Source organism: Alcanivorax sediminis (assembly GCF_009601165.1).
Classification (GTDB): Bacteria; Pseudomonadota; Gammaproteobacteria; order Pseudomonadales; family Alcanivoracaceae; genus Alcanivorax; species Alcanivorax sediminis.
The window spans coordinates 3,167,746-3,189,188 of the sequence record NZ_WIRE01000001.1 but is presented as its reverse complement, the minus strand read 5'-3'; the positions used below and the strand labels follow the sequence as shown (position 1 = coordinate 3,189,188).

15 protein-coding genes and 1 rRNA gene are annotated in these 21,443 nt (G+C 57.3%); 9 read left to right on the top strand and 7 right to left on the bottom strand.

Going from position 1 to position 21,443, the window contains the following annotated elements:
• Window positions 1-171: 171 nt before the first annotated feature.
• A 5S ribosomal RNA gene (rrf, locus tag GFN93_RS14485) occupies window positions 172-287 on the top strand.
• Between the two features lie 266 nt (window positions 288-553).
• Here rrf and GFN93_RS14480 read toward each other — a convergent pair.
• Window positions 554-1,810: an NADH:flavin oxidoreductase/NADH oxidase family protein gene (locus GFN93_RS14480; protein WP_328594704.1), complete on the bottom strand. Its 1,257-nt coding sequence runs from the start codon at window positions 1,808-1,810 to the stop codon at window positions 554-556.
• A gap of 23 nt (window positions 1,811-1,833) precedes the next feature.
• On the opposite strand from GFN93_RS14480, the gene GFN93_RS14475 reads away from it, so the two are divergent.
• Together GFN93_RS14475 and GFN93_RS14470 are read left to right on the top strand one after the other, a co-directional pair.
• Window positions 1,834-2,238, top strand: a complete 405-nt coding sequence (locus GFN93_RS14475) for an ArsR/SmtB family transcription factor (protein ID WP_328594703.1) — start codon at window positions 1,834-1,836, stop codon at window positions 2,236-2,238.
• 3 nt (window positions 2,239-2,241) lie between these two features.
• The gene (locus tag GFN93_RS14470) at window positions 2,242-2,676 is read left to right on the top strand and encodes a hypothetical protein (protein WP_153501726.1); all 435 of its coding nucleotides are present in this window, start codon (window positions 2,242-2,244) and stop codon (window positions 2,674-2,676) included.
• Between the two features lie 132 nt (window positions 2,677-2,808).
• Here GFN93_RS14470 and GFN93_RS14465 read toward each other — a convergent pair whose 3' ends face one another.
• The 4 genes from GFN93_RS14465 to GFN93_RS14450 all read right to left on the bottom strand — a co-directional run bounded on the left by GFN93_RS14465 (window position 2,809) and on the right by GFN93_RS14450 (window position 9,340).
• Complete coding sequence (locus GFN93_RS14465; RefSeq protein WP_153501725.1) at window positions 2,809-4,014, bottom strand: acyl-CoA dehydrogenase family protein; 1,206 nt, start codon at window positions 4,012-4,014, stop codon at window positions 2,809-2,811.
• Window positions 4,015-4,028: 14 nt separating this feature from the next.
• Window positions 4,029-5,336, bottom strand: coding sequence for an acyl-CoA dehydrogenase family protein (locus GFN93_RS14460; protein WP_153501724.1), 1,308 nt, complete (start codon window positions 5,334-5,336; stop codon window positions 4,029-4,031).
• Between the two features lie 151 nt (window positions 5,337-5,487).
• Window positions 5,488-6,582: a tRNA 2-selenouridine(34) synthase MnmH gene (gene mnmH / locus GFN93_RS14455; RefSeq protein ID WP_153501723.1), complete on the bottom strand. Its 1,095-nt coding sequence runs from the start codon at window positions 6,580-6,582 to the stop codon at window positions 5,488-5,490.
• 61 nt (window positions 6,583-6,643) lie between these two features.
• Entirely contained in the window at window positions 6,644-9,340 is a 2,697-nt protein-coding gene (locus GFN93_RS14450) for a response regulator (RefSeq protein ID WP_153501722.1), read from the bottom strand.
• A 145-nt stretch (window positions 9,341-9,485) separates the two neighbouring features.
• Here GFN93_RS14450 and cysM point away from each other — a divergent pair, with 145 nt between their 5' ends.
• From cysM to GFN93_RS14420, 6 genes are all read left to right on the top strand, one after another.
• Window positions 9,486-10,391, top strand: a complete 906-nt coding sequence (gene cysM / locus GFN93_RS14445; protein ID WP_153501721.1) for a cysteine synthase CysM — start codon at window positions 9,486-9,488, stop codon at window positions 10,389-10,391.
• On the top strand, window positions 10,388-11,158 hold the full coding sequence (locus GFN93_RS14440; protein WP_153501720.1) for a 3'-5' exonuclease: 771 nt from the start codon (window positions 10,388-10,390) through the stop codon (window positions 11,156-11,158). Before cysM ends, GFN93_RS14440 begins: the two co-directional genes overlap by 4 nt.
• Before the next feature lie 105 nt (window positions 11,159-11,263).
• Window positions 11,264-12,604, top strand: coding sequence for a 23S rRNA (uracil(1939)-C(5))-methyltransferase RlmD (gene rlmD, locus GFN93_RS14435; RefSeq protein ID WP_153501719.1), 1,341 nt, complete (start codon window positions 11,264-11,266; stop codon window positions 12,602-12,604).
• Between the two features lie 93 nt (window positions 12,605-12,697).
• Window positions 12,698-14,935 (top strand): GTP diphosphokinase, encoded by a 2,238-nt coding sequence (relA, locus tag GFN93_RS14430; RefSeq protein WP_153501718.1) that lies wholly within the window; start codon window positions 12,698-12,700, stop codon window positions 14,933-14,935.
• A gap of 166 nt (window positions 14,936-15,101) precedes the next feature.
• The gene (mazG, locus tag GFN93_RS14425) at window positions 15,102-15,884 is read left to right on the top strand and encodes a nucleoside triphosphate pyrophosphohydrolase (RefSeq protein WP_153501717.1); all 783 of its coding nucleotides are present in this window, start codon (window positions 15,102-15,104) and stop codon (window positions 15,882-15,884) included.
• Window positions 15,885-16,057: 173 nt separating this feature from the next.
• A complete protein-coding gene (locus tag GFN93_RS14420; RefSeq protein WP_153501716.1) occupies window positions 16,058-17,080 on the top strand; it encodes a porin in 1,023 nt (340 codons plus the stop codon).
• Between the two features lie 320 nt (window positions 17,081-17,400).
• On the opposite strand, the gene GFN93_RS14415 is transcribed toward GFN93_RS14420, so the two are convergent.
• Together GFN93_RS14415 and GFN93_RS14410 are read right to left on the bottom strand one after the other, a co-directional pair.
• On the bottom strand, window positions 17,401-19,230 hold the full coding sequence (locus GFN93_RS14415; protein ID WP_153501715.1) for a long-chain-acyl-CoA synthetase: 1,830 nt from the start codon (window positions 19,228-19,230) through the stop codon (window positions 17,401-17,403).
• Between the two features lie 263 nt (window positions 19,231-19,493).
• On the bottom strand, window positions 19,494-21,443 hold the full coding sequence (locus GFN93_RS14410) for an acetyl/propionyl/methylcrotonyl-CoA carboxylase subunit alpha (RefSeq protein ID WP_153501714.1): 1,950 nt from the start codon (window positions 21,441-21,443) through the stop codon (window positions 19,494-19,496).

Here is a 21,443-nt window from a genome sequence, read left to right as displayed (position 1 = left end):
TCCCAAGGCTCCAAGCCAGGACAGCGTAAAGACAGTGTGTCAGAAGTCAGCTTGCATATCATGAATAGCAAACTTCTCATTCCCAATTTGGCTTTGCCGGTGAGCTGTGATGTACACCGGTGAGGCAACTTATTTGGTCCTCCTGAGCTTCAGGAAAACCAAACCAGTTTGCCTGACGACAATAGAGTGTTGGAACCACCTGATCCCATGCCGAACTCAGAAGTGAAACGACACATCGCCGATGGTAGTGTGGGGTCTCCCCATGTGAGAGTAGGTCATCGTCAGGCTCTTAAATAAACAAAAGGCCCCCGTTGCTAACGCAACGGGGGCTTTTTGTTATTGGGGGTTGTGTGGAGTGTGCGGGTTGAGGGTCGAGGAGTGGGTCGCTGCTCGTCTCAGGCACTTCCACTAGCCTGGCGGCCTACACGCCCCCTGCCGTCGCCGTTAGCCATGCCGACCAGCGCTGAAATGCCAGTGCTTAAGCTCCAAACTAAAAAGGCCACCCAGAGGGTGGCCTTTAGACGTGCATTGTCGGGTTTGGGTGAGCTGACAATCAGCCGGCATTGGCCCGCAAGCGACGGGTGCGGAAGCTGCCTACACCCATGCTGGTAATCACTTTGAACAGGGCAATCAGGACGCTTTCATCCGGCTTCGGGTCCTGTCCTTTACCCATACGGTGAAGTTGGCGTGAGAACCAGGACACTTCCATCATGGCCATTTCATCAATGGCTTTAATGCCTGTCTTGCGCGGTGTCACCCGACTGACAACACCCTCCTGGCCAGCCAGAATACGTTTAGGCAGATCGGGCTCAACCGCTAGGGGGCGAGCGATACCGACGACGTCAGTGGCGCCGCTGTCTACCGCCTCTGCCATGGCTTTTGCAGAACGGAAACCGCCGGTGACCATCAGGGGAATCGAGACGCGCTCGCGAATTTTGTGAGCGTAGTCGAGGAAGTACGCTTCACGGGCTGCGGTGCTTTCACGTACTCCCTTGGCACCAGCCATTACTGGGCTCTCATAGTTACCACCGGAGATTTCCAGCAGGTCGAGACCTTCTTCAGCGAGAGTCTGCGCAACAGTCATCGACTCTTCTTCTGTAAAGCCTCCACGCTGGAAGTCAGCAGAGTTCAGCTTGATGCTTATCGGGTAGTCGGCTCCGACGGCTTTGCGAATAGCGCGGTAGATTTCCAGCGGGAAACGCATACGGTTTTCGAGTGAACCTCCCCACTGGTCTTCACGCTGATTGTGGTGGCCCGAGAGGAACTGGCTGACAAGATAGCCATGGGCGCCATGGATCTGCACCCCGGTAAACCCGGCCTTCTTGGCGATGGTTGCACTGGTGGCAAAGCGTTTGATGATGTCGCGGATTTCTTCTTCCGTGAGTGCTCTGGGGGTCTTGAACGCGCTTTTCAGCTCTTTGCTGAAGGGGACGGCGGATGGGGCAAGGGTATCACCGCTGGCGAGCATGCGCGGGATCTGCTTGCCTGGATGGTTGAGTTGCACCCAGATCTGATTGCCCTGACGTTTTCCTGCCTCAGCCCAGCTTTTCAGTAGCGGGAGATCGTTTTCGTTTTCCATCACCACATTGTTCGGTTCGCCCGTGTGATGACGGTCAATCATGATATTGCCGGTGATCAACAGACCGGTGCCGCCGTCAGACCAGCGACCGTAGAGCGTTTCCAGGGCCGGGGTGACATGGTTATCAATCGTGCCCAGTGCTTCACTCATGGCCGACTTCCCAAAACGATTGGGTATTGTCACACCGCAGGGCAGGGGAAGGGATTGATTGAGGGTATCTGCGTAGCTCACGGGGCCTCCCGGTAGGATATGAAGTGGCTATTAGTTTGATATTGGTCAAACTATCTATTAGTTTTATACCCGTCAAACTGTTATGGCTGGAGGTTACCATTTTGGCACAGAAGGACACGCAGGCTGTTGAGCTGCTTGCAGGTGCATTCCGGGCGCTCGCCAACGCCAACCGACTCCGTATTTATCAGGTTATCGTGTCGCATTGCCGTGAACATGGGAAGGCAGACCTCGACCAGGTTCCTACGGGCTGTGCTTTTGGCGATTTCATGCAGCGCCTGAATATTGGTGCGCCCACCGTGTCCCATCACGTTCGCGAGCTGGTGGAGGCCGGTTTGATCCGGGTAGAGCGGGTGGGGCGCCGGCGGTATTGTCATGCGGAGCCGGGGATGCAAAAGCGGCTAGCCGATTTTTTTGAGATGAGGGGTTAAGTGATGACAGCAGGAAACTGGGCGCTATGGGGATGTGGTCTGTTCTTTCTCACCGGCCTGTTGACGGGGGTTTGGAAATATTTGCAGATCGCCAAGAGTGAGAAGTCACGGGCGCATTACTATGTCGATGTGGCACACCGGGCGAGCCTCATGTATGCGTTCGCCTGCCTGGTGCTGGAGCGCTTTGCCAACCTGAGTGCCTGGAACAACACCGTCAACACGATTGCTGTATTGGCCAGCATGCTCTTCTTTGCCCTTGCAGTGGGGAGCTACATTCTCCACGGCTGGCTACAGGACACCCGAAACCAGCTGCAAACCCCGCATCAGCTTGGTCAATTTAAGCTGCCGGGTGGGGCAATGCTGGGGTTTATGTGGCTTTTGATCGTGGCTGAGGTAGGCGGCTTCATGGTGTTGTTTGCGGGGTTCATTGCCAGGTAGCGGGTCAATGCAGGATCTGTTTTTCACGGAGGCCACGGGTGGGGCATCCGGCGTTGAGACGGAGAGTAGTGAGGATTGTGCGCTTTTGAGTAAGGCTACTCCCGTGAGGGAGTAGCCTTTTGTTACCCGCCCTTACTTGAGTTCTTTGGAGCTTAGTCCCAGCACTCGACGTGCGATCACCAGCTGTTGAATTTGCTGGGTGCCTTCAAAGATATCCAGAATCTTCGAGTCGCGCGCCCATTTTTCCAGCAGCTCATCTTCTGTGTAGCCGAGGCTACCGGCCAGCTCGACACAGCGCAGGGTAATGTAGTTACCCACACGGCCGGCTTTGGCCTTGGAAATGGACGCCTCCAGGGTGTTGGCTTTCTTGTTGTCGGCCATCCAGGCGGCTTTCACTGCCAGCCAGTAGGCGGCTTCCCACTCTGCTTCCATCTTGTAGATTTCGGCTTCGATCGCGGAGCAGTTGTCCACCGGTTTTCCGAAATCATAGGTCATGCTGTCTTTCAGCAGTTCCTTTATCCGCTCCAGGGAGGCCTTGGCGCACCCGATTGCCATGGCTGCCACCAGAGGGCGGGTGTTGTCGAAGGTCTCCATGACACCGGCAAAGCCCTTCTTGGTATCAATTTCAGGAGAACCCAGAAGATTTTCCGCGGGCACTCGGCAATCCACAAAGTTGATGGCGGCAGTGTCTGATGCACGGATGCCCAGTTTCTTTTCCAGGCGCGCCAGTTCCATGCCGGGGGTGCCCCAGTCGACAACGAACGACTTGATGGCGGCGCGACCGAGCTTGGGATCGAGGCTGGCCCAGACCACCACACAGTCGGCACGCTGGCCGGAGGTTACGTAGATCTTTTCACCATTCAGGACATAGTGATCGCCATCCTTTTTGGCGGTGGTGCGAATGGCCGCTGAGTCGGATCCGCAGCTGGGCTCGGTAATGGCCATGGCGGCCCACTTGCCCTTGAAACGCTCCAGCTGTTCCTCGTTGGCAACCGCGGCGATAGCCGCGTTCCCCAGGCCCTGGCGGGGCATGGCCAGCAGGAAGCCGGTATCGCCGTAACACATTTCCATGGCGCCAAGACAGACACCCATGTTGGAGCCGTTTTTGACACCGCCAGCATCTTCACGGGTGCCCTTGCCAGTGGTGGCTGCGCCAGCAGAGTTGGCCGGGTCACCTTCGTTAAAACCATCCAGTACGGCCGCCAGCATATCCAGTTCTTTCGGATATTCGTGTTCGCCACGGTCGTACTTGCGGGACAGCGGACGGAGAGTGCTTTGTGCCACCTGATAGGCATTGTTGATCAGGGGTTTGAACTTCTTCGGGATTTCAATATTCATGGTTTGCTCCCTCCTTAAAGGTGCAGGCCGCCAAAGGCGACAGCAACAGCGCGCAGATCTCGATACCAGCGTTCCACCGGGTACTCATGGGTAAAGCCATGGCCGCCAAGCAGCTGTACACCGTCGGTACCAATTTTCATGGCTTTGTCTTTCACCAGAGTGCGGGCCAGATGGGTTTCACGCTGAAACGACTTGCCCTGCTCAGCGCGACATACGGCGCGATAGGTGAGCATACGCATGGCATCCAGCTCGATGGCCATGTCCGCGATCATGAATGCCACGGCCTGACGATGACTGATTGGCTCACCAAAGGCAGAGCGCTCATTACAGTACGGGCCTACGTAATCCAGAATGGCCTGGCAGGTGCCAATGGCAAGGGCGCACCATCCAAGAGTGCCCAGATCGACAAAGGCGCGATAATCGAAATCACCGTTCCCCAGGCGGTTCTCCGCGGGTACGCGCACATTGTCCAGTTTGAGTGGGCGCTGGGCGCTGGCGCGAATGCCCATGGAAGGATCTTCCCCGGCAGTAAAGCCTTCGCTACCACCTTCTACGATGAATACCGCTGGGCCGTCTTCCGCCTGGGCGGCTATCAGGAACAGCTCAGCTTCGGCGGCAAGGGGCACCAGGGATTTTTCGCCGTTGATCACATAGCTGTCGCCGTCCTTGCGGGCGGTGGTTTTCAGCTCCATGGGATCAAACAAGGGACGTGGTTCGCAGATGGCGATAGCGGCCTTGGGAGGGTTTTCTTCGGCAAAACTGCTCAGGTACTTGTCCTGCTGCAGGGCTGTGCCCCACTGGGTCAGTGCATTTGCTACCCCCATGGGGGCAAGAATAGCGATGGCCTGGCCCATGTCTCCGTGAGCGAGGTCTTCGGCTACCAGCATGCTGGTGACAGTGGAGCGTTCGGTAGCCGCGCCGCCCAAGGACTCCGGTACCGCAAAGAAGTTAAGCCCCAGCTCGAGCGCCTGGGCCAGCACTTCATCACTGGTCTTCTGCTGGGCGTCAGCATGTTCAGCCTGGTCGCGTAGCACTTCTGAGGCGAAGGCCTGAACACTGTCACGGATCATCTGTTGTTCATCCGTGATGCCCAGGTCAAACAGGTCACGGGTATGGCCGGGCGCATTAAGGCGTTCGGGTTTGCTGCCCGGCTTGTTGGACTTGAAGGTTCGAGCGGTGGTGGTGATGACCTGAAAGCCGCTCTTGGTGAGTGTGTAGGCAAGGCGCTCGACACTTTTTCGCATGCCCATCTTGTCTAGCACTTCGGAACTCGCGAGACGGTTAAGCGCGGTGAGCGCATAACCTACTGCATCTTTAGCCATGGGGATTGTCCCTGTTGTTATAACTGATGCAGTCGATTATGAAGGCGGGAGCAATTGTCACATTGACCAATGTGACTGGTAAGTCTGCGCTGCAGGCAACCCCATTGTCGCCACAGCGCTGGTTATTTGGGCTGGAACAGGATAGGCCGAGCTAGCGGTGACGCTCTTGCAGAAAGGTGGAGACTTCTTCCCGGCTGCCTTCGAACACTACTTTGCCCTCGCGTTTAGACATCATGTAGTCGTACATGGGGTCGTAGTAATCGGCCAACAGTGAATGAATCCATTCTCGATGGAGCTCGGGGTCGCCACTCATGGCCTGCACAACCAGTGCCTCTTCGAGTAACTGGCGAAGCTGCTGGTGCTTCAGGCCGCCCAATCGGCGTTTGATTCTGTCCATGGCGGACAAGAGCTCTTCGCCCAGTCGTTGCAGCGCTTCCTGCTCACCATAGTGCTGTTGATACTCTTCCAGCGGACCGACCACATAGTCTTCCAGTGTGATCTGCACCCGGGATGCCAGAGTCTCGTTGATGATGATCCGTGGCTGAGACTTGATTTTGTCCTGCAAGGAAAAGGGCAGGTGGCAGCGACCGATCAATTTGCTTTCATCTTCCAGCAAAACGGTGGGATAGCCGCGATCACGCATCTTGATGAGGGCAATAGCCAGCGCATTCTCGAAATCGATCTGACTTGGCTGTCCGCCGGGGCGGCGACCGAATGCGGAGCCGCGATGGTGGGCCAGGCCCTCGAGATCGATAGCATTGCTCCGGGTTTCGATGACTCGGGTCTTGGCACAGCCGGTACGACCGCAGAGAATTTCGAATGGCAGTTCGGCGATGCATTTCTCCTGCTCTTCCAGCAGGAAAGTGCGCATGGCTTTGTAGCCACCGGTCACCAGCGGCGCATCGACTCCCGCTTCGCGAAGCCAGGCCTGGGTAGTCTGACTGCGCAGCCCTCCCCGGAAGCAATAGAGATAGCCGTGCGGATGGGCTTGCCACCAGGCTCGCCAGGCTTGCATGCGACGTTCACGCTCTTGTCCACGGACCAGTTGGTTACCGAGATCAATGGCGGCCTGCTGTCCCTTCTGCTTGTAGCAGATACCAATCTGGTGACGTTCGTCGTCGTTAATCAGTGGCAGGTTGCTGGCGTTGGGGAAGGCGCCCTTGTCAAATTCCACAGGCGCACGGACATCCATCAACGGGATGTCGTTGAGAAACAGGCTGAAGTAGTCACGAGTATTGTCACGCATGGTGGGCGAGTGTAATCCAGCTTGTCCTGTCAGGCCACGGGTAAGGGTGTTTGGGACAGTTCTATCCCGTGACTTCCGGCGCCTGACAGTAATGTTCAAGGGCGCAAATTTCATCACACAGGGTGGCCACCATGGGACCGAAGCTAGCACGGGGTAAGCCGGTTTTCAGCGCTTCCTCCAATGCTTTGGCGGCATGCTCCAGTCTGGGGGTACCGCAGTATCGGGTAGCGCCATGGAGTTTGTGGACCCTCTCCAGGAGGACTTCATCGTCGCCGCTGTCGAAGGCGGCTGAGATGGCCGGCCGATCATTGACCAGGCTATCCAGCAACATGGTCAGCATTTCGTTGGCAAGGGATTCTCGTCCCCCTGCGCGGCGGCGGGCGAGGGCTCCGTCGAACACTTCAAGCTGGCGGGGTTCTGGTTCCTCAGACTTCTGGATCAGGTCATCGCGAGTGGTTTTCAGAACCCATTTTTCCAGAGTATGACGGAGTTGTTTCTCGCTGATGGGTTTGCTCAAGTAGTCATCAAGACCGCTGTCCAGCAAATCCCGGCGTTCGTTTTCCAGTGCATGGGCGGTGAGCGCCACAATAGGGGTATGTTTGCTGCCTGTTTCCAGCGAACGCATGTGGGCGGTCGTGGTCTTGCCGTCCATGCCGGGCATCTGGATATCCATGAACACCAGATCAAAATCGTCCTTCTTGAATGCTTCCAGTGCGGAGGTGCCACTGTCACAAGCGGTGACTTCGGCGCCCAGCTCTTCCAGAAAAACCCGTGCCAGCTTGAGGTTGCCGGGATGATCATCCACCACCATGACGGACACCGGATAGGGCAGCTGTAGTGACGCACTGGTGGCGGGGATGTTGATATCCTCTTCACCGCCGAGGGCAAGCAAGGCGTTGAGTAGACGCTGCCGGGTGGCCGGCTTGCCCTGGACCTGACAATGGGGGAGGTCTTCGAGCCAGCGGGATACCGTTTCCGGGTTATTGCTGAGGACCAGCATGGGACGGCCCAGTGCCGCTAGGTCTTCAACTTGCTGGCGAAGGTCCGGACTGTTGTTCTGGTTCGGCACACCCACCACCAGAAAATCGCTTTTCGCCAATTCGCCTTTATCGGCTGCGTCCATCAGGTGCTTGAGGCTATGGTACTCACGAATTTCCATTTGCCAGTGGCTGAGCATGTGGTATAGCCCCAGGCGGCCATATTCGTCGGTCTCTACCAGGGTGACGGTCTTGTGCTTGAGTTCTTCGGTGAACATGGACGGGCGCTGTTTCGGGTCGCGCTCGGCGCGCAGGGTAAACCAGAATGTGGACCCCTTGCCCTCGCTGCTTTCGATGCCGATTTCTCCGCCCATGCCTTCCACCAGTCGCTTGCTGATGGCCAGGCCCAGCCCGGTGCCGCCTTCCTGTCGACGGGCGCTCTGGTCTGCCTGGGTAAAGGCATTGAACAGCGATTTCTGTTGCTCGGCGCTGAGTCCATTACCGGTGTCGGTGACGGTCATCTTGATCACCGCCTCGGCGCCACGGTTTTCTTCCAGCATGGCGCGCACCACCACCGAGCCCTCTTCGGTGAACTTGATGGCGTTGCTGATCAGGTTGGTCAGTACCTGGCGGATACGCTGGGGGTCGCCGAGGAGATTCAGGGGCACATCGGAATAGATGATGGCGGCCTGCTCAAGGCCCCGCTCCTGAGCCATCGGGGCCAGCATGGTCTGCACATCCTCAATCAGGTCATGCAGGTTGAGCGGGGTATGTTCCAGTGACAGCTTGCCCGCTTCAATCTTGGAGAAGTCGAGAATGTCGTTGATGATGGCCAGCAGCGAGTCGGCGCTCTTGTGGATGGTGCTCAGGTAGTCTTGCTGGCGCGGCGTCATGTCGGAGCGCCCCAGTAGCTTGGTGAAGCCAAGGATACCGTTGAGCGGGGTGCGGATCTCGTGACTCATGTTGGCCAGGAATTCCGATTTAATCTGACTGGCCTTGAGCGCTTCCTTGCGAGCCATATCCAGTTCAATGTTCTGGATCTCAATGGTCTCCAGGGTTTCGCGAAGGTCCTGGGTGGCCTGATCCACGTTTTGCTGCAGTTCGGTCTGGGCGTCATCCAGCGCCGATACCATCTGACGAAGGGCGCTCTCCAGTTCGCCCAGCTCCCCGCGGGCGCGGGTGCGGATGTCCATGGCCAGGTCGCCATCCCGGATGCGTTGCACGGCGGAGACCATCTCATTGATAGGCTGGGTCAGCTGTCGGCCGAAGCGCAAGGCGGGAACCATGGCCAGCAGTACCACAGTGAGCATGATCAATATCAGGATAACGACACTCTCCAGGATCGCCACATACTGGCCCTGGCGACTGAATTCGATGGTCAGGGTGGCCGGGTTTCCCGGGTTCAGGTCCCGACTTATCTGCCAGCTTTCTCCGGTGTCCAGCCGCCCATCTTCGGAGGGTACTGCAGCGTTGGCCGTGAGTAGTCGTGGGCCGGCGTGCTGGTGAGGGCGGCCGTCGTAGAATGTCAGTGTGGCGGCGCGCACATCCTCCTGCTCCAGAAGCTCTCTCAGCAGCGCACGCTGGCCGGCGGTGTCATTGGGGGTGATGCTTTGCAGCTGGGCGGCAAAGCTGTCGGCAATCAGTAGTTGGCGGCTGGCATTACTGTCCTGCACATTGAGCAGGTGACTGACCAGCGCATACCCCCCCACCAGCAGCGCGGCCAGCATGGCGGGTAGTACGGCCATGACCATCAGACGAGAGTGCAGACTACGGTTTGCCATGAATCCCCAGTGGTGTGATGTTGGTGGGCTCTGTTGTTTCCGCCCATTATGCCCGAGAATGCCGAAGCTGCCATGGGCATGGCAACTGGCAGATCATTTGCACCCAGGCCGCCCAAGGCCTGATGAATTAGGTACAATTCGCGCCATGAATCTGAAAACCATTGAACAGACGGTGGGCAATACGCCCCTGGTTCGCCTGCAGAGGATGCCGGGCGACACCACCAATACCATTCTGGTGAAGCTGGAAGGGAATAACCCGGCGGGGTCCGTGAAGGATCGCCCGGCCCTGAACATGATCCTCAAGGCGGAGGCCCGCGGTGAGATCAAACCCGGCGACACCTTGATTGAGGCGACCAGTGGCAATACTGGCATCGCGTTGGCCATGGCGGCGGCCATGCGTGGTTACCGTATGAAGCTGATCATGCCGGCCAACCAGAGCCAGGAGCGTCGTGATGCCATGGCCGCCTATGGCGCCGAGCTGATTTCCGTGACCAAGGAAGAGGGCATGGAAGGGGCGCGTGATCTTGCCCAGGCCATGCAGGCCCGTGGGGAAGGTCGAGTGCTGGATCAGTTCGCCAATCCGGATAATCCGCTGGCCCATTATGAAAGTACCGGGCCGGAGATCTGGCGTGATACGGCGGGCAGCATTACCCATTTTGTCAGCTCCATGGGTACCACGGGTACCATCATGGGCTGCAGCATGTTTCTGAAGGAACAAAATCCGGATATCCAGATAGTGGGGTTGCAGCCCACTGAGGGCTCCGCCATTCCCGGTATACGTCGCTGGCCAAAGGAATACCTGCCGTCCATTTATGATGACCGTCGTGTGGACCAGGTCCTGGATATGGATCAGGCGCTGGCGGAAAAAACGATGCGCCGGCTTGCCAGGGAAGAGGGTATCAGCTGCGGCGTCTCCTCCGGGGGGGCCGTTGCGGGCGCACTGCGTCTCAGCGAGCAGCTCGAGAACGCAGTGATCGTCGCCATTATTTGTGACCGGGGTGACCGCTATCTGTCCACCGGGGTGTTTCAGGCAACGGAGAAGCAGGGATGAACGTACTGGTATTTGATATCGAAACCATTCCCGATCTGGAGGGTGGTAGCAGGATCTATGATCTGGACGGCCTGAGCGAAAAGGATACCGCCAGCGCGCTGTTGAACCTGCGCCGTCAGGAAAACGGTACCGAATTCCTTCGTTTGCACTTGCATCGCATTGTCGCCATTTCCGTGGTGCTGCGCTCTACCCAGGGCATCAAGGTATGGTCGTTGGGGGATGAGGACAGCTCCGAGAAAGAGCTGATCGAACGCTTTTTCGATGGTATTGAGCGCTTCACACCCAATCTGGTGAGCTGGAATGGGGGCGGTTTCGACCTGCCGGTGCTACATTACCGGGCCCTCAAGCATGGTGTGCAGGCGCGACGGTACTGGGATACCGGTAATGAAGACTCCAGCTTCAAATGGAATAACTACCTGAGCCGCTATCATCAGCGTCATCTGGACCTGATGGATGTGCTGGCCATGTACAATGGCCGCGCCAACGCGCCGCTGGATCAGATCGCTACACTGCTGGGCTTCCCCGGCAAGATGGGCATGAGTGGCGCCAAGGTGTTTGATGCCTTCCAGGATGGCGACATCAAGGGAATCCGTGATTACTGCGAAACCGATGTACTCAACACCTGGTTGGTGTACCTGCGCTTCCAGCTGATGCGTGGAGAGCTGGACCCCACTGGTTATGAGCAGGAGCTGACCCTGTTGAAGGAATATCTGGGCGAAGAAGGCTTGCCGCATTTCCAGTCTTTCCTGGATGCCTGGCAGGGCTGAACATGCGGACGTTCCGAAAGGAACGGTCCACGTTACCCAGGACAACCCCCGCGAGGCGGATCTGGCTCAGGCCTTCTCCGCCGCAATTGATAGCAAGAGATTTCCATGGCCCGTAAACGCAAGCTGCTTCCGGAAAACCCGGAACCCGCCAGCATTGAATCCCTGAGTCACGATGGCCGGGGTATTGCCCGCCGCGATGGCAAGACAACCTTTATTGATAATGCCCTGCCCGGTGAAGAGGTGATGTTCAAATTCACCTACATGCGTCGCAAGTTTGACGAGGGCAAGGCGGTAGAGATTATCAAGGCCTCCCCTGATCGGGTCACTCCTCCGTGCCAGCACAGCACGCTATGTGGTGGTTGCAGCTTGCAGCACATGAATCCGGACGTGCAGATCGCCAGAAAAGAATCCGTACTGCGTGAGCAGTTACAGCATTTCGGTGGCCTGACTCCCAAGGAGTGGTTGCCGCCGCTGACCGGCCCGGTCACCGGCTACCGCAGCAAGGCGCGCATGGGCGTCAAGTATGTGGAAGCCAAGGACGAGACGCTGGTGGGTTTCCGTGAGAAGCGCAACAGCTTCATTGCCCAGTTGCATGCCTGTGAAGTGCTGGTGCCTGAAGTCGGTCATCGCATTGATGACCTGCGCGCCCTGATGCACGGGCTGAAAAGTCGAACCCGGATCCCGCAGATTGAACTGGCAGCAGGGGACGACATCGTGGCGTTGATTATCCGCCACCTGGACCCGTTGCCTGATGAAGATCAACAGGCGTTGCTGAATTTCTGCCAACCTCTTGGCTGGCACCTGTACCTGCAGCCGGGCAATGAAAGCACGGTGCATCGTATCTGGCCGGCACTGACAGGGGCCGAGCATGAAGAGCGGCTGTATTACCGTCATCCCTCTGCGGATGTGGAGCTGGCTTTCCATCCCACGGACTTCACACAGGTGAATGCGGACATCAACCGCAAGATGGTGCCGTTGGCACTGGATTTGCTGGATATAGCGCCGGAACATACGGTACTGGATCTGTTCTGTGGCCTGGGTAACTTCACTATCCCAGCCGCAAAGCGGGCCGCGAAGGTGGTTGGGGTCGAAGTCAGTCAGGCCATGGTCAAGCGTGGCTACGAGAATGCAGCGCGTAACGGCCTGAATAATCTGGACTTTCATGCCTGGGATCTCAGCCAGGACATCAGTGGTCAGGTATGGGCGTCGAAGGCGTATGATCGTATCTTGATTGATCCGCCACGTACGGGGGCACTGGAAATGATAAAATTAATGCCCCGGTTTGGTGCAAAAAAGATTGTTTACGTTTCCTGTAACCCGGCCACGTTGGCGCGGGATGCCGGGGAACTCACTGCCCTGGGATACCGTCTCAAGGCGGCGGGCGTGATGGACATGTTCCCGCATACCACCCATGTGGAATCCATCGCGCTGTTTGAGAAAAAATAAAAAGCGCCGGATGCCTGATGCCGGACGCCTGACGCGGAGTGTTCTTCAGCGTCAGGCGTCATGCGTCGAGCGTCCAGCGCCTCGGAGAGGCTAATGGTAACTGTTCGTCGACAGCCTGAAGGTGTGGCCAGCCACTGGCGTGACTGGCTGGCCCAGCTCGAAGCGCGGGCTCCCCTGCGCAACCGGGAGCAGCTAGAGCAAGCCTGTGAACGGGCCGAGCAATGTCAGCAGGCGGGGGAAGCCGCCGGGCGGCATTGGCCCTATGGCAAGGGTTGCCTGGATATTGGCCTGGAAATGGCCGAAGTGCTGGTGGATCTCGGTGCGGACACTGATGTGCTGCCGTCGGCCATCCTTTACCGGGCGGTACGGGAAGGTCAGATTTCCCTGATCGAAGTGGAGAAGGAGTTTGGTCCCGAGCTGGCGCGGCTTATTGAAGGCGTGCTGCGCATGGCGGCCATCAGCACCTCGCTGAATCCCACCCGCAAGGCAGTGCTTGGCCAGCAGGATGGTCAACTCGACAATATGCGCAAGATGCTGGTGGCCATGGTGGACGATGTCCGTGTGGCGCTGGTCAAGCTGGCAGAACGAACCGTCATTATCCGGGCCGTCAAAGAGGCAGAGCCGGAGCGCCAGCGCAAGGTCGCGCAGGAAATCTTCGATATCTATGCGCCTTTGGCCCACCGTCTCGGAGTCGGGCAACTGAAGTGGGAGCTGGAGGATCTCTCTTTCCGCTACCTGCAACCAGGAGCCTACAAGAAGATTGCCCGGTTGCTGGATGAGAAGCGCCTGGATCGTGAGCAATATATTCAGGATGTGCTCGACCAATTGCGAGGCTACCTCGACAAGAATGGTATCCAGGGCGCAGAAGTCCATGGCCGTGCCAAGCATATCTACAGTATCTGGCGGAAGATGCAGAAGAAGCATCTGGACTTTGGCGAAGTCTACGACGTGCGTGCGGTACGCATTCTGGTACCTGACGTGCGCGACTGTTATGCCGCGCTCGGGATCGTGCACTCACTCTGGAAGCACGTCCCCAAGGAGTTCGACGACTACATTGCCAGCCCCAAAGGCAATGGCTACCAGAGCCTTCATACGGCGGTGGTGGGTCCAGAACGCAAGATGCTGGAAGTGCAGATCCGAACCTTTGATATGCATGAAGAGGCGGAGCTGGGCGTGTGTGCCCACTGGCGCTACAAGGAAGGCGCCAAGAAGGGCAAGGGTGGCGTCAGCGATTACGAACAACGTATTGCCTGGCTGCGGCAGGTGCTGGAATGGCACGAAGAACTGGGCGAAGACAGTCCGGACGCGATGGTGGACGAACTGCGCCATGGCATGGCCAGCGACCGGGTCTATGTGTTCACCCCGGAGGGCCATGTTGTTGATCTGGAGGCAGGCGCCACGCCAGTGGATTTTGCGTATCACATTCATACCGAAGTGGGGCACCGCTGCCGTGGGGCCAAGGTGAACGGCCACATCGTGCCGCTTAACTACACGCTGAATACGGGCGAACAGGTTTCTATTCTGACCGCCAAGGAAGGAGGGCCCAGCCGTGACTGGCTGACACCTTCGCTGGGGTATGTGGCGACCTCATCCACCCGTGCCCGTATTCAGCAGTGGTTCAAGAAACAGGATCGTGACGTCCATATCAGTCAGGGCAAGGCGATTCTTGAGAAGGAAATTTCCCGACTGGCTCTGGACAAGGTGGATCTTGATGAGCTGGCCCCACACCTGAATCTGAAGAGTGGCGATGATGTGCTGGCGGCGCTGGGTGCCGGTGACCTGCGTCCCGGTCATGTGGTCAATCAGGTGCAGGCCCTGCAGCCGGATGACAGCCAGCAGGAGCTGGACTTCGTTCCATCACGCCCCCGTGCGACCAAGAGCGGGGATGTGACCATTCAGGGCGTCGGGAACCTGCTGACGCATATGGCGGGCTGCTGCCAGCCGGTGCCTGGCGATCAGGTCATGGGCTTCATCACCCATGGTCGCGGCGTTACTGTTCACCGCGCTGACTGCGAAAAGCTGCTGGTCATGCAAAGCGAAGATCCCAACCGGGTCATCGAAGTGACCTGGGGCGAAGCGGATCGCATTACCTATCCGGTGGATATCTTCCTGCGAGCCTGGGATCGTCAGGGCCTGCTCAGGGATGTGATTGCGGTACTGGCCAATGAAAAGGTTAACGTCACCGCGGTACATACCCAGTCTCACCAGGACGATAACACTGCGACCATGCTGCTTACCCTTGAAATCGCTTCTCTGGGCAATCTGGGCAAAGTGCTCGCCAAGATGGACCAGATCAAGGGAGTGCTTGAGGTTCGGCGTTATAAAAAGTAGTGAACAGTTAACGGTGAATAGTTAACAGTTCGCGACCGGTGTTACCTGTATTAAAAGCACGCGGGCCGCGCTCAGGCCATGGGCGCGGCGTAAAGCCATGAAGAAGGAGCAGCGGGGATCGCGCCGCTGTTCACTATTCACTATTCACTGTTAACTGTTCACTGCTATGTCTGACTCCCCGATCACCCAACTCCTTTCCATCATGGCCCAATTACGCGACCCCGAGTCCGGCTGCCCCTGGGATATCAAGCAGGACTTTGATTCCATCGCTCCCTATACCATCGAGGAAGCCTTTGAAGTCGCTGAGGCGATTGCCCAGCGCGATTACCCGGAGCTGAAGGAAGAGCTGGGAGACCTGCTGCTGCAAGTGGTATTCCACTCCCAGATGGCCAGAGAGCAGGGGTTATTTGATTTCAATGAAGTGGTGCAGGTGTTGTGCGACAAGATGATTCGTCGTCACCCTCATGTGTTCGGCGATGATCCGGCTGCGGACGAGCAGGCGGTGAAGGTCAACTGGGAACAGATCAAGCAACAGGAGCGAGCGTCCAAAGGCCGCGAGCATGACAGTGCCCTGGATGGCGTTCCGGCAGGCATGCCGGCGTTGCAACGGGCAGCAAAGCTTCAGAAGAAAGCGGCCAAGGTGGGGTTCGATTGGCCTGAGGCAGAGCCGGTGAGAGAGCAGGTGAACCTGGAGCTGGCGGAACTGGATGAAGCCCTGCGCAACGGTCACAAAGACGCCATCGAAGATGAGCTTGGCGATGTCATATTTACGCTGGTTAACTTCTCCCGGCACCTGAAAATTGACCCTGAACAAGCCTTGCGAAAAGCCACTGCCAAGTTCGAGCGACGCTTCCGCAAGATGGAAGAAAACGCCCTGCAGCCCTTGAAGTCTCTGGATTTGGAGGCCCTTGAGCAGGCCTGGCAAGCGGCGAAAAAAACTGCAGATTGACTCGCGCTCCCCATCGCGAGTTCCGCTGAAATAAAAACTTCACATAAGAGCAACTTTTCCGTCACCACCTCTCCCCATACTGCCCTCCCAAGCAGAAGCGATGCTTAGAAACAGGTCGTCAGCAAGGCTGGCGCCTGCTTAATTACATATTGCCTGATTGAAGGAGTATTGGAATGAAGAAGAATTTGCTTGCGATCGCTGTGGGGGCTGCCGTTGCTATGCCTGCTCTGGCCCTGGCTGATGGTCCGACTGTTTACGGTAAAGTGAATGTATCCCTGGAGCAGGTTGAGGAAGATCTGGCCGCTGGTACCGATGATGCTGATTCTCAGTGGCAGCTGGATTCCAATGCTTCCCGCCTGGGCGTGAAGGGTGATTTCGACCTGGACGTGGCCAACCTGAAGGCCGTGTACAAAGCTGAATACGAAATCGCTGTTGACGATGGTGACTCTGTATTCAAGCAGCGTAACATCTATGGTGGTCTGGAAGGCGGCTTCGGTCAGTTGATCGCTGGTAACTTCGACACGCCGGTAAAGAAAGGTCAGGGCAAGATTGATCAGTTCAACGATCTGGACGGTGATATCAAGCACATCCTGACCGGTGAAACTCGCTCTGACAACATCATTCAGTACACCACCCCCAAGCTGGCTGAGCTGGTAACGATCAAGGCGGCCTTCCGTCCGGGCGAAGGGGATGATCTGGATGTTGACGGTGAACCTGAAGACGGTCTGGCCGACACCATTTACGCGGCAGCCGAGATCGAAACCGGTGGTTTCTTCGGTTCTCTGTCCATGGCCCAGAACGATACTGATTCTCTGGAAATCGATGCTCAGTCTGGTTCTGCTCTGGATATCGTTCGTTTGGTAGGCGCGTTCAGCACTGACGTGTTTGAAGTTGGCGCCATGTACCAGATCGCTGAGGAAGCCGAGTCGAATGCTGCCGGTGACACCGGCGAAGAAAGCTCCGTTGTCCTGAGTGGTGCCTTCAAGGTGGATCGTCTCAAGTTCAAGGCTCAGTACGGCATGACCGAAGCTGACGTGAACGAAGACCTGGAGCTGACACTGGTTGGTCTGGGTGTTGACTACAAGCTTGCCAAAGCCTCCAAGGTTTACACCTACTTCTCCGAAGTTGAGGGTGACGATGGCACTGACACACTGTCTGACACCACTTTCGGTATCGGCATGGAACACAAGTTTTAAAACAATAAGGCCGGGGGCAAGTACCCCGGCCATCGTTTCCTCGACGCAAGTGACAGCTGCCCGCCTTTTTTGGCGGGCTTTTTTTGTTGCCGCTCTGCGGCTGCATCACGCTTCATGCAATACGCAATAAGCAACGAGCGAAAAGATTAAAGGGGGTATTTACCACGGAGGCCACAGCAGGGAAGAGGAGCGCTGATCCTGATGTCCATCGGGCATTCCCTCAAACCCGCCCAGAATCACAAAAAAAGCCGCACTCGAAGGTGCGGCTTTTGATGGTCTCGCCGGACGTCTAACGTCAGGCGTGAAGCGTGAAGCGGCTTTTAAAAACGGTACGCACCGCCATCAATGCCTTGCTGCGTTTGTGAGTCCAGCTGCTGGTAGCAACTTTCACCGGGCAGAAGGACATACACCGGATTATCCTGCTGAGTCAGATCGTACTTCTGATCCTTCAGCTTGTTTTTCTGATGCTTGAAGGTGCCGGTGGTTTCCATTTCCTGCTCGTTGATGCGCAGGAAAACCGGAATGGCGTAAGCGGGCAGCTCCTGCTTGAGGTAAGCACAAAGCCCCTGATAATCAAACTCATCATGGGGGCAGGTCATACGAACCTGAGCCATCCCGGCACGACCGTTGGTGTTGGGAATTTCCACACCATAGACCACCGATTCCTGGATGCCATCGAAGCCATCCAGAATCTGCTCGACCTCGGTGGTGGAAACGTTTTCGCCCTTCCATCGGAAGGTGTCACCAAGACGGTCTACAAACTGGGCATGACGGAAACCAATGTCGCGCATCATGTCGCCAGTGTTGAACCAGGCATCCCCTTTCTTGAACACATCACGGAAGATGGATTTCTCGGTTTTCTCAGGATCGGTGTAACCGTCGAAAGGGGTCTTGTCGGTGATCTCGCCCAGCATCAGGCCGGCTTCGCCACGCTTGACCTTGATCATGTTGCCGTTGCTGTCGCGTACCGGTTCTTCGCGCTCCTTGTCGTACTTGACGATGGCGTAGCTCACAGGGGAGAAGCCTACGGTATTGTCAAAGTTGAACACGTTGGTAAATGCCACGTTACCCTCAGAGGAGGCGTACAGCTCTACAACGCGTTCAATCCCGAAGCGTTCCTTGAAGTCTTTCCAGATGCTCGGGCGCAGGCCATTACCCACAATGGTATGGACCTGGTTGTCTTGATCATTGGGCTTGGCCGGTTGTTCGTGCAGATAACGGCACAGTTCGCCGACGTAGCCGAACGCGGTGCAGTTATACCGGCGGATGTCTTCCCAGAAACCACTGGCTGAGAACTTGCGGGCAATGACCACCGAGCCTGCGTTGGCGATGGCGGAGGCCCAGCAAATCACCATGCCTGTGGCATGGTAAAAGGGCAGGGTGGTGTAAATGCGATCATTCTTGGTCAGTCTTACTGCAGAAAAGCCGAAGCCGCCGTACGCTTTTTCCCAGCGTCCATGGTTGAAAACCACGGCTTTGGGCAGACCGGTGGTGCCGGAGGTGTAGATATAGAACAGAGGGTCTCTCAGGAAAGTCTGCTTGGTTGACGCAGGGTTTTCGCTGGAGCAATCCTTGATTTCGCTGGCCAGGTTTTTATAGCCCTCAGGCACTTCGCCAGGGTTTTCAAGCGTGTCCTGATCTGCAAAGCAGAAAAAGTTCTCCTTGAGATCCAGGTCCGCGCGGATTTCTTCAACGGCATCCACCAGTTCTGCACCGACGATGGCGGCCTTGGGTTGCACCAGGTTGAAGGAGTGAACCAGCACCTTGCCTCGCTGGGAGGTATTGATCAGCGCTGCGCAAATGCCAAGTTTGGCACAGCCTACGACTGTGGCCAGCAGCTCCGGGCGGTTCTCAACGTCTACCGCGATGGTGTCGCCTTTCTTGAGGCCAATGGAGGCCAGATAGTCAGCAATACGGTTGGCCCAGGCGTTGAACTGCTTGTAAGTGAGTTCGGTGTCCTGATACAGGACTGCTGCACCGTTGGGGTTGATGCTGGTGGCATGCTCAATGGCCACGCCCAAACCAAGCGGTTTGCTGGTATCGGTGATCTTGGCCATCCGAGAACCCTTCACCAGGGATGGAAGGTTGGATACCAGCTCGGGAACCCGGGATAGAATCTGGGGCAACGTAATGATGTCTGCGCTGCTCATGGGAGCTCCATTTTATGTGTGTTCTTGGGAAGGCCGGAGAGGTTCAGGGCACACAGTACCCTGACCGAGGCGGGTATTGACTGTGAGACCCCTGACGTCTCGGTCAGGCCCTGGCAATTTGGCAAGCGGGGCGCTTACCTTAACCGCAGCATAAGGGCAGGGCAAGTTAGCCCCTTCCTGCCAGCCCACGAAGCACGGGGGCTGGACGGTTTTGGCCCAAAATGAACGGCCGTTAATTCACTCAATTATCATGCAATGGCCGGTCAGGTGTCTGTGGGTGTCAGGTTAACCAGTAATTGCTGACGTTTAACCTGATCACCTGCCTTGAGTGATAACGATTCTACCACCCCATCACAATCGGCCTTGAGGCTGTGTTCCATTTTCATGGCTTCGAGGGTGACCAGGACCTGACCTTTATTGACCGTCTCACCCGCCTGCACCAGGACCTCCACAATAGCGCCATCCATGGGGGCACGGATTTGTCCGGAACCGGCTTTTTCTCCCCCGTCCACCGCGAGGTGCGTTCTGTCCTCAAAACAGGCGCTGTAGCCCATGCATTGCAACCAGAGCTGCCCGTCCTCGAGGTGGGCGCCATAGTCACGGGTAACGCCATCGACGCTGATGCGACCGGGAGAGGGTTCCGCGAGAACATGGGTAGTGGCGCCCACAGTGACAGCTATTTGATCAGTCTGATATTCCAGTGTGGCCGTCTTCTCTTCGCCAGCACAGCCCAGCTGCAAGGGTTGCTGCCCCACGGAGCTGGAATGCCAGCCCGATAGCGCAGGGTGGGCGGTGTGCTGTCGGCTGAGCAGCATGGCAGCCAGCGCCCAAAGACTAGCGGGCAACGAAGTATCATTGAGGCTGGCATCGGCGGCAAAGTCAGAGCCAATAAAGGCGGTGGTGGCCTTGCCGTTGGCAAAGACCGGGTGTCGGAGAATAGCAGCCAGATACTGGCGGTTGTCCTTCACGCCCATGAGGCGTGTGTCCTCAACAGCACGGATCAGTCGGCGTCGCGCATCTTCGCGGCTCTCTCCCCAGGCGATAATCTTGGCCAGCATGGGATCATAATGGCTACCAATCTGCTGGCCTTCCACCAATCCGTGGTCAATACGTACTCCTTCGCCAGTGGCGGGCTGCCACTGCAGCACGGGGCCTGTCTGGGGCATATAGTTTTGCGCGGGATCTTCGGCATACAGCCTGACTTCCATGGCGTGACCGCTCAGGCTGACCTGATCCTGACTCAGGGGCAGGGGTTCACCACGGGCCACCTTGATCTGCCAGGCGACCAGGTCCTGGCCGGTGACCAACTCGGTGACAGGATGCTCCACCTGCAGCCGGGTGTTCATTTCAAGGAAATAAAACTCGCCATTGGGTGCCAGCAGGAATTCAACAGTACCGGCCCCCACATAGTTGCAAGCCTTGGCCGCGTTGACTGCTGCTTCGCCCATCTGCTGGCGTAGTGCTTCGTCCACCGCAGGTGAGGGCGCTTCTTCCACCACTTTTTGATGGCGGCGCTGTACCGAGCAATCCCGTTCACCCAGATGAATCACGTTGCCGTGGCGGTCCCCAAACACCTGGATTTCCACATGGCGAGGCTCCATCACTGCCCGCTCCAGAATCAGCTCGTCGCTGCCAAAGGCGCTGGCGGCTTCCTGACGGGCACTCTTGAGCTGGGAAGGGATCGCGGCGGCATCGGTGACCACTCGCATACCCCGACCGCCGCCACCTGCACTGGCCTTGATCATCAAAGGCAGGCCAATCCGCTCGGCTTCTTTCAGCAGCGCAGCATCGCTCTGATCCTCACCTTCGTAGCCAGGAATGCACGGCACACCCGCTTCAATCATGGCGATCTTGGAAAGGCGCTTGGATCCCATCAGGTGAATGGCTTCTTCGTCAGGGCCGATAAAGGTAATTCCGGCCGCCTGACAGGCTTTGGCAAAGCCTGCATTCTCGGACAGAAAACCGTAGCCCGGATGTACCGCATCCGCGCCGGTCTGGCGGCAAGCCTCCAGCAAGGCGTCGATATTCAGGTAGGAGGCACTGGCCTGGGCAGGGCCAATGCACACCGCTTCATCTGCCATCTGGACATGGCGGGCGCTGACATCCGGCTCGGAGTAGACCGCGACCGTTCGGTAGCCGAGGGATTGGGCCGTGCTGATCACGCGGCAGGCAATTTCTCCGCGGTTGGCAATCAGAATTTTCTCAAAGTTCAT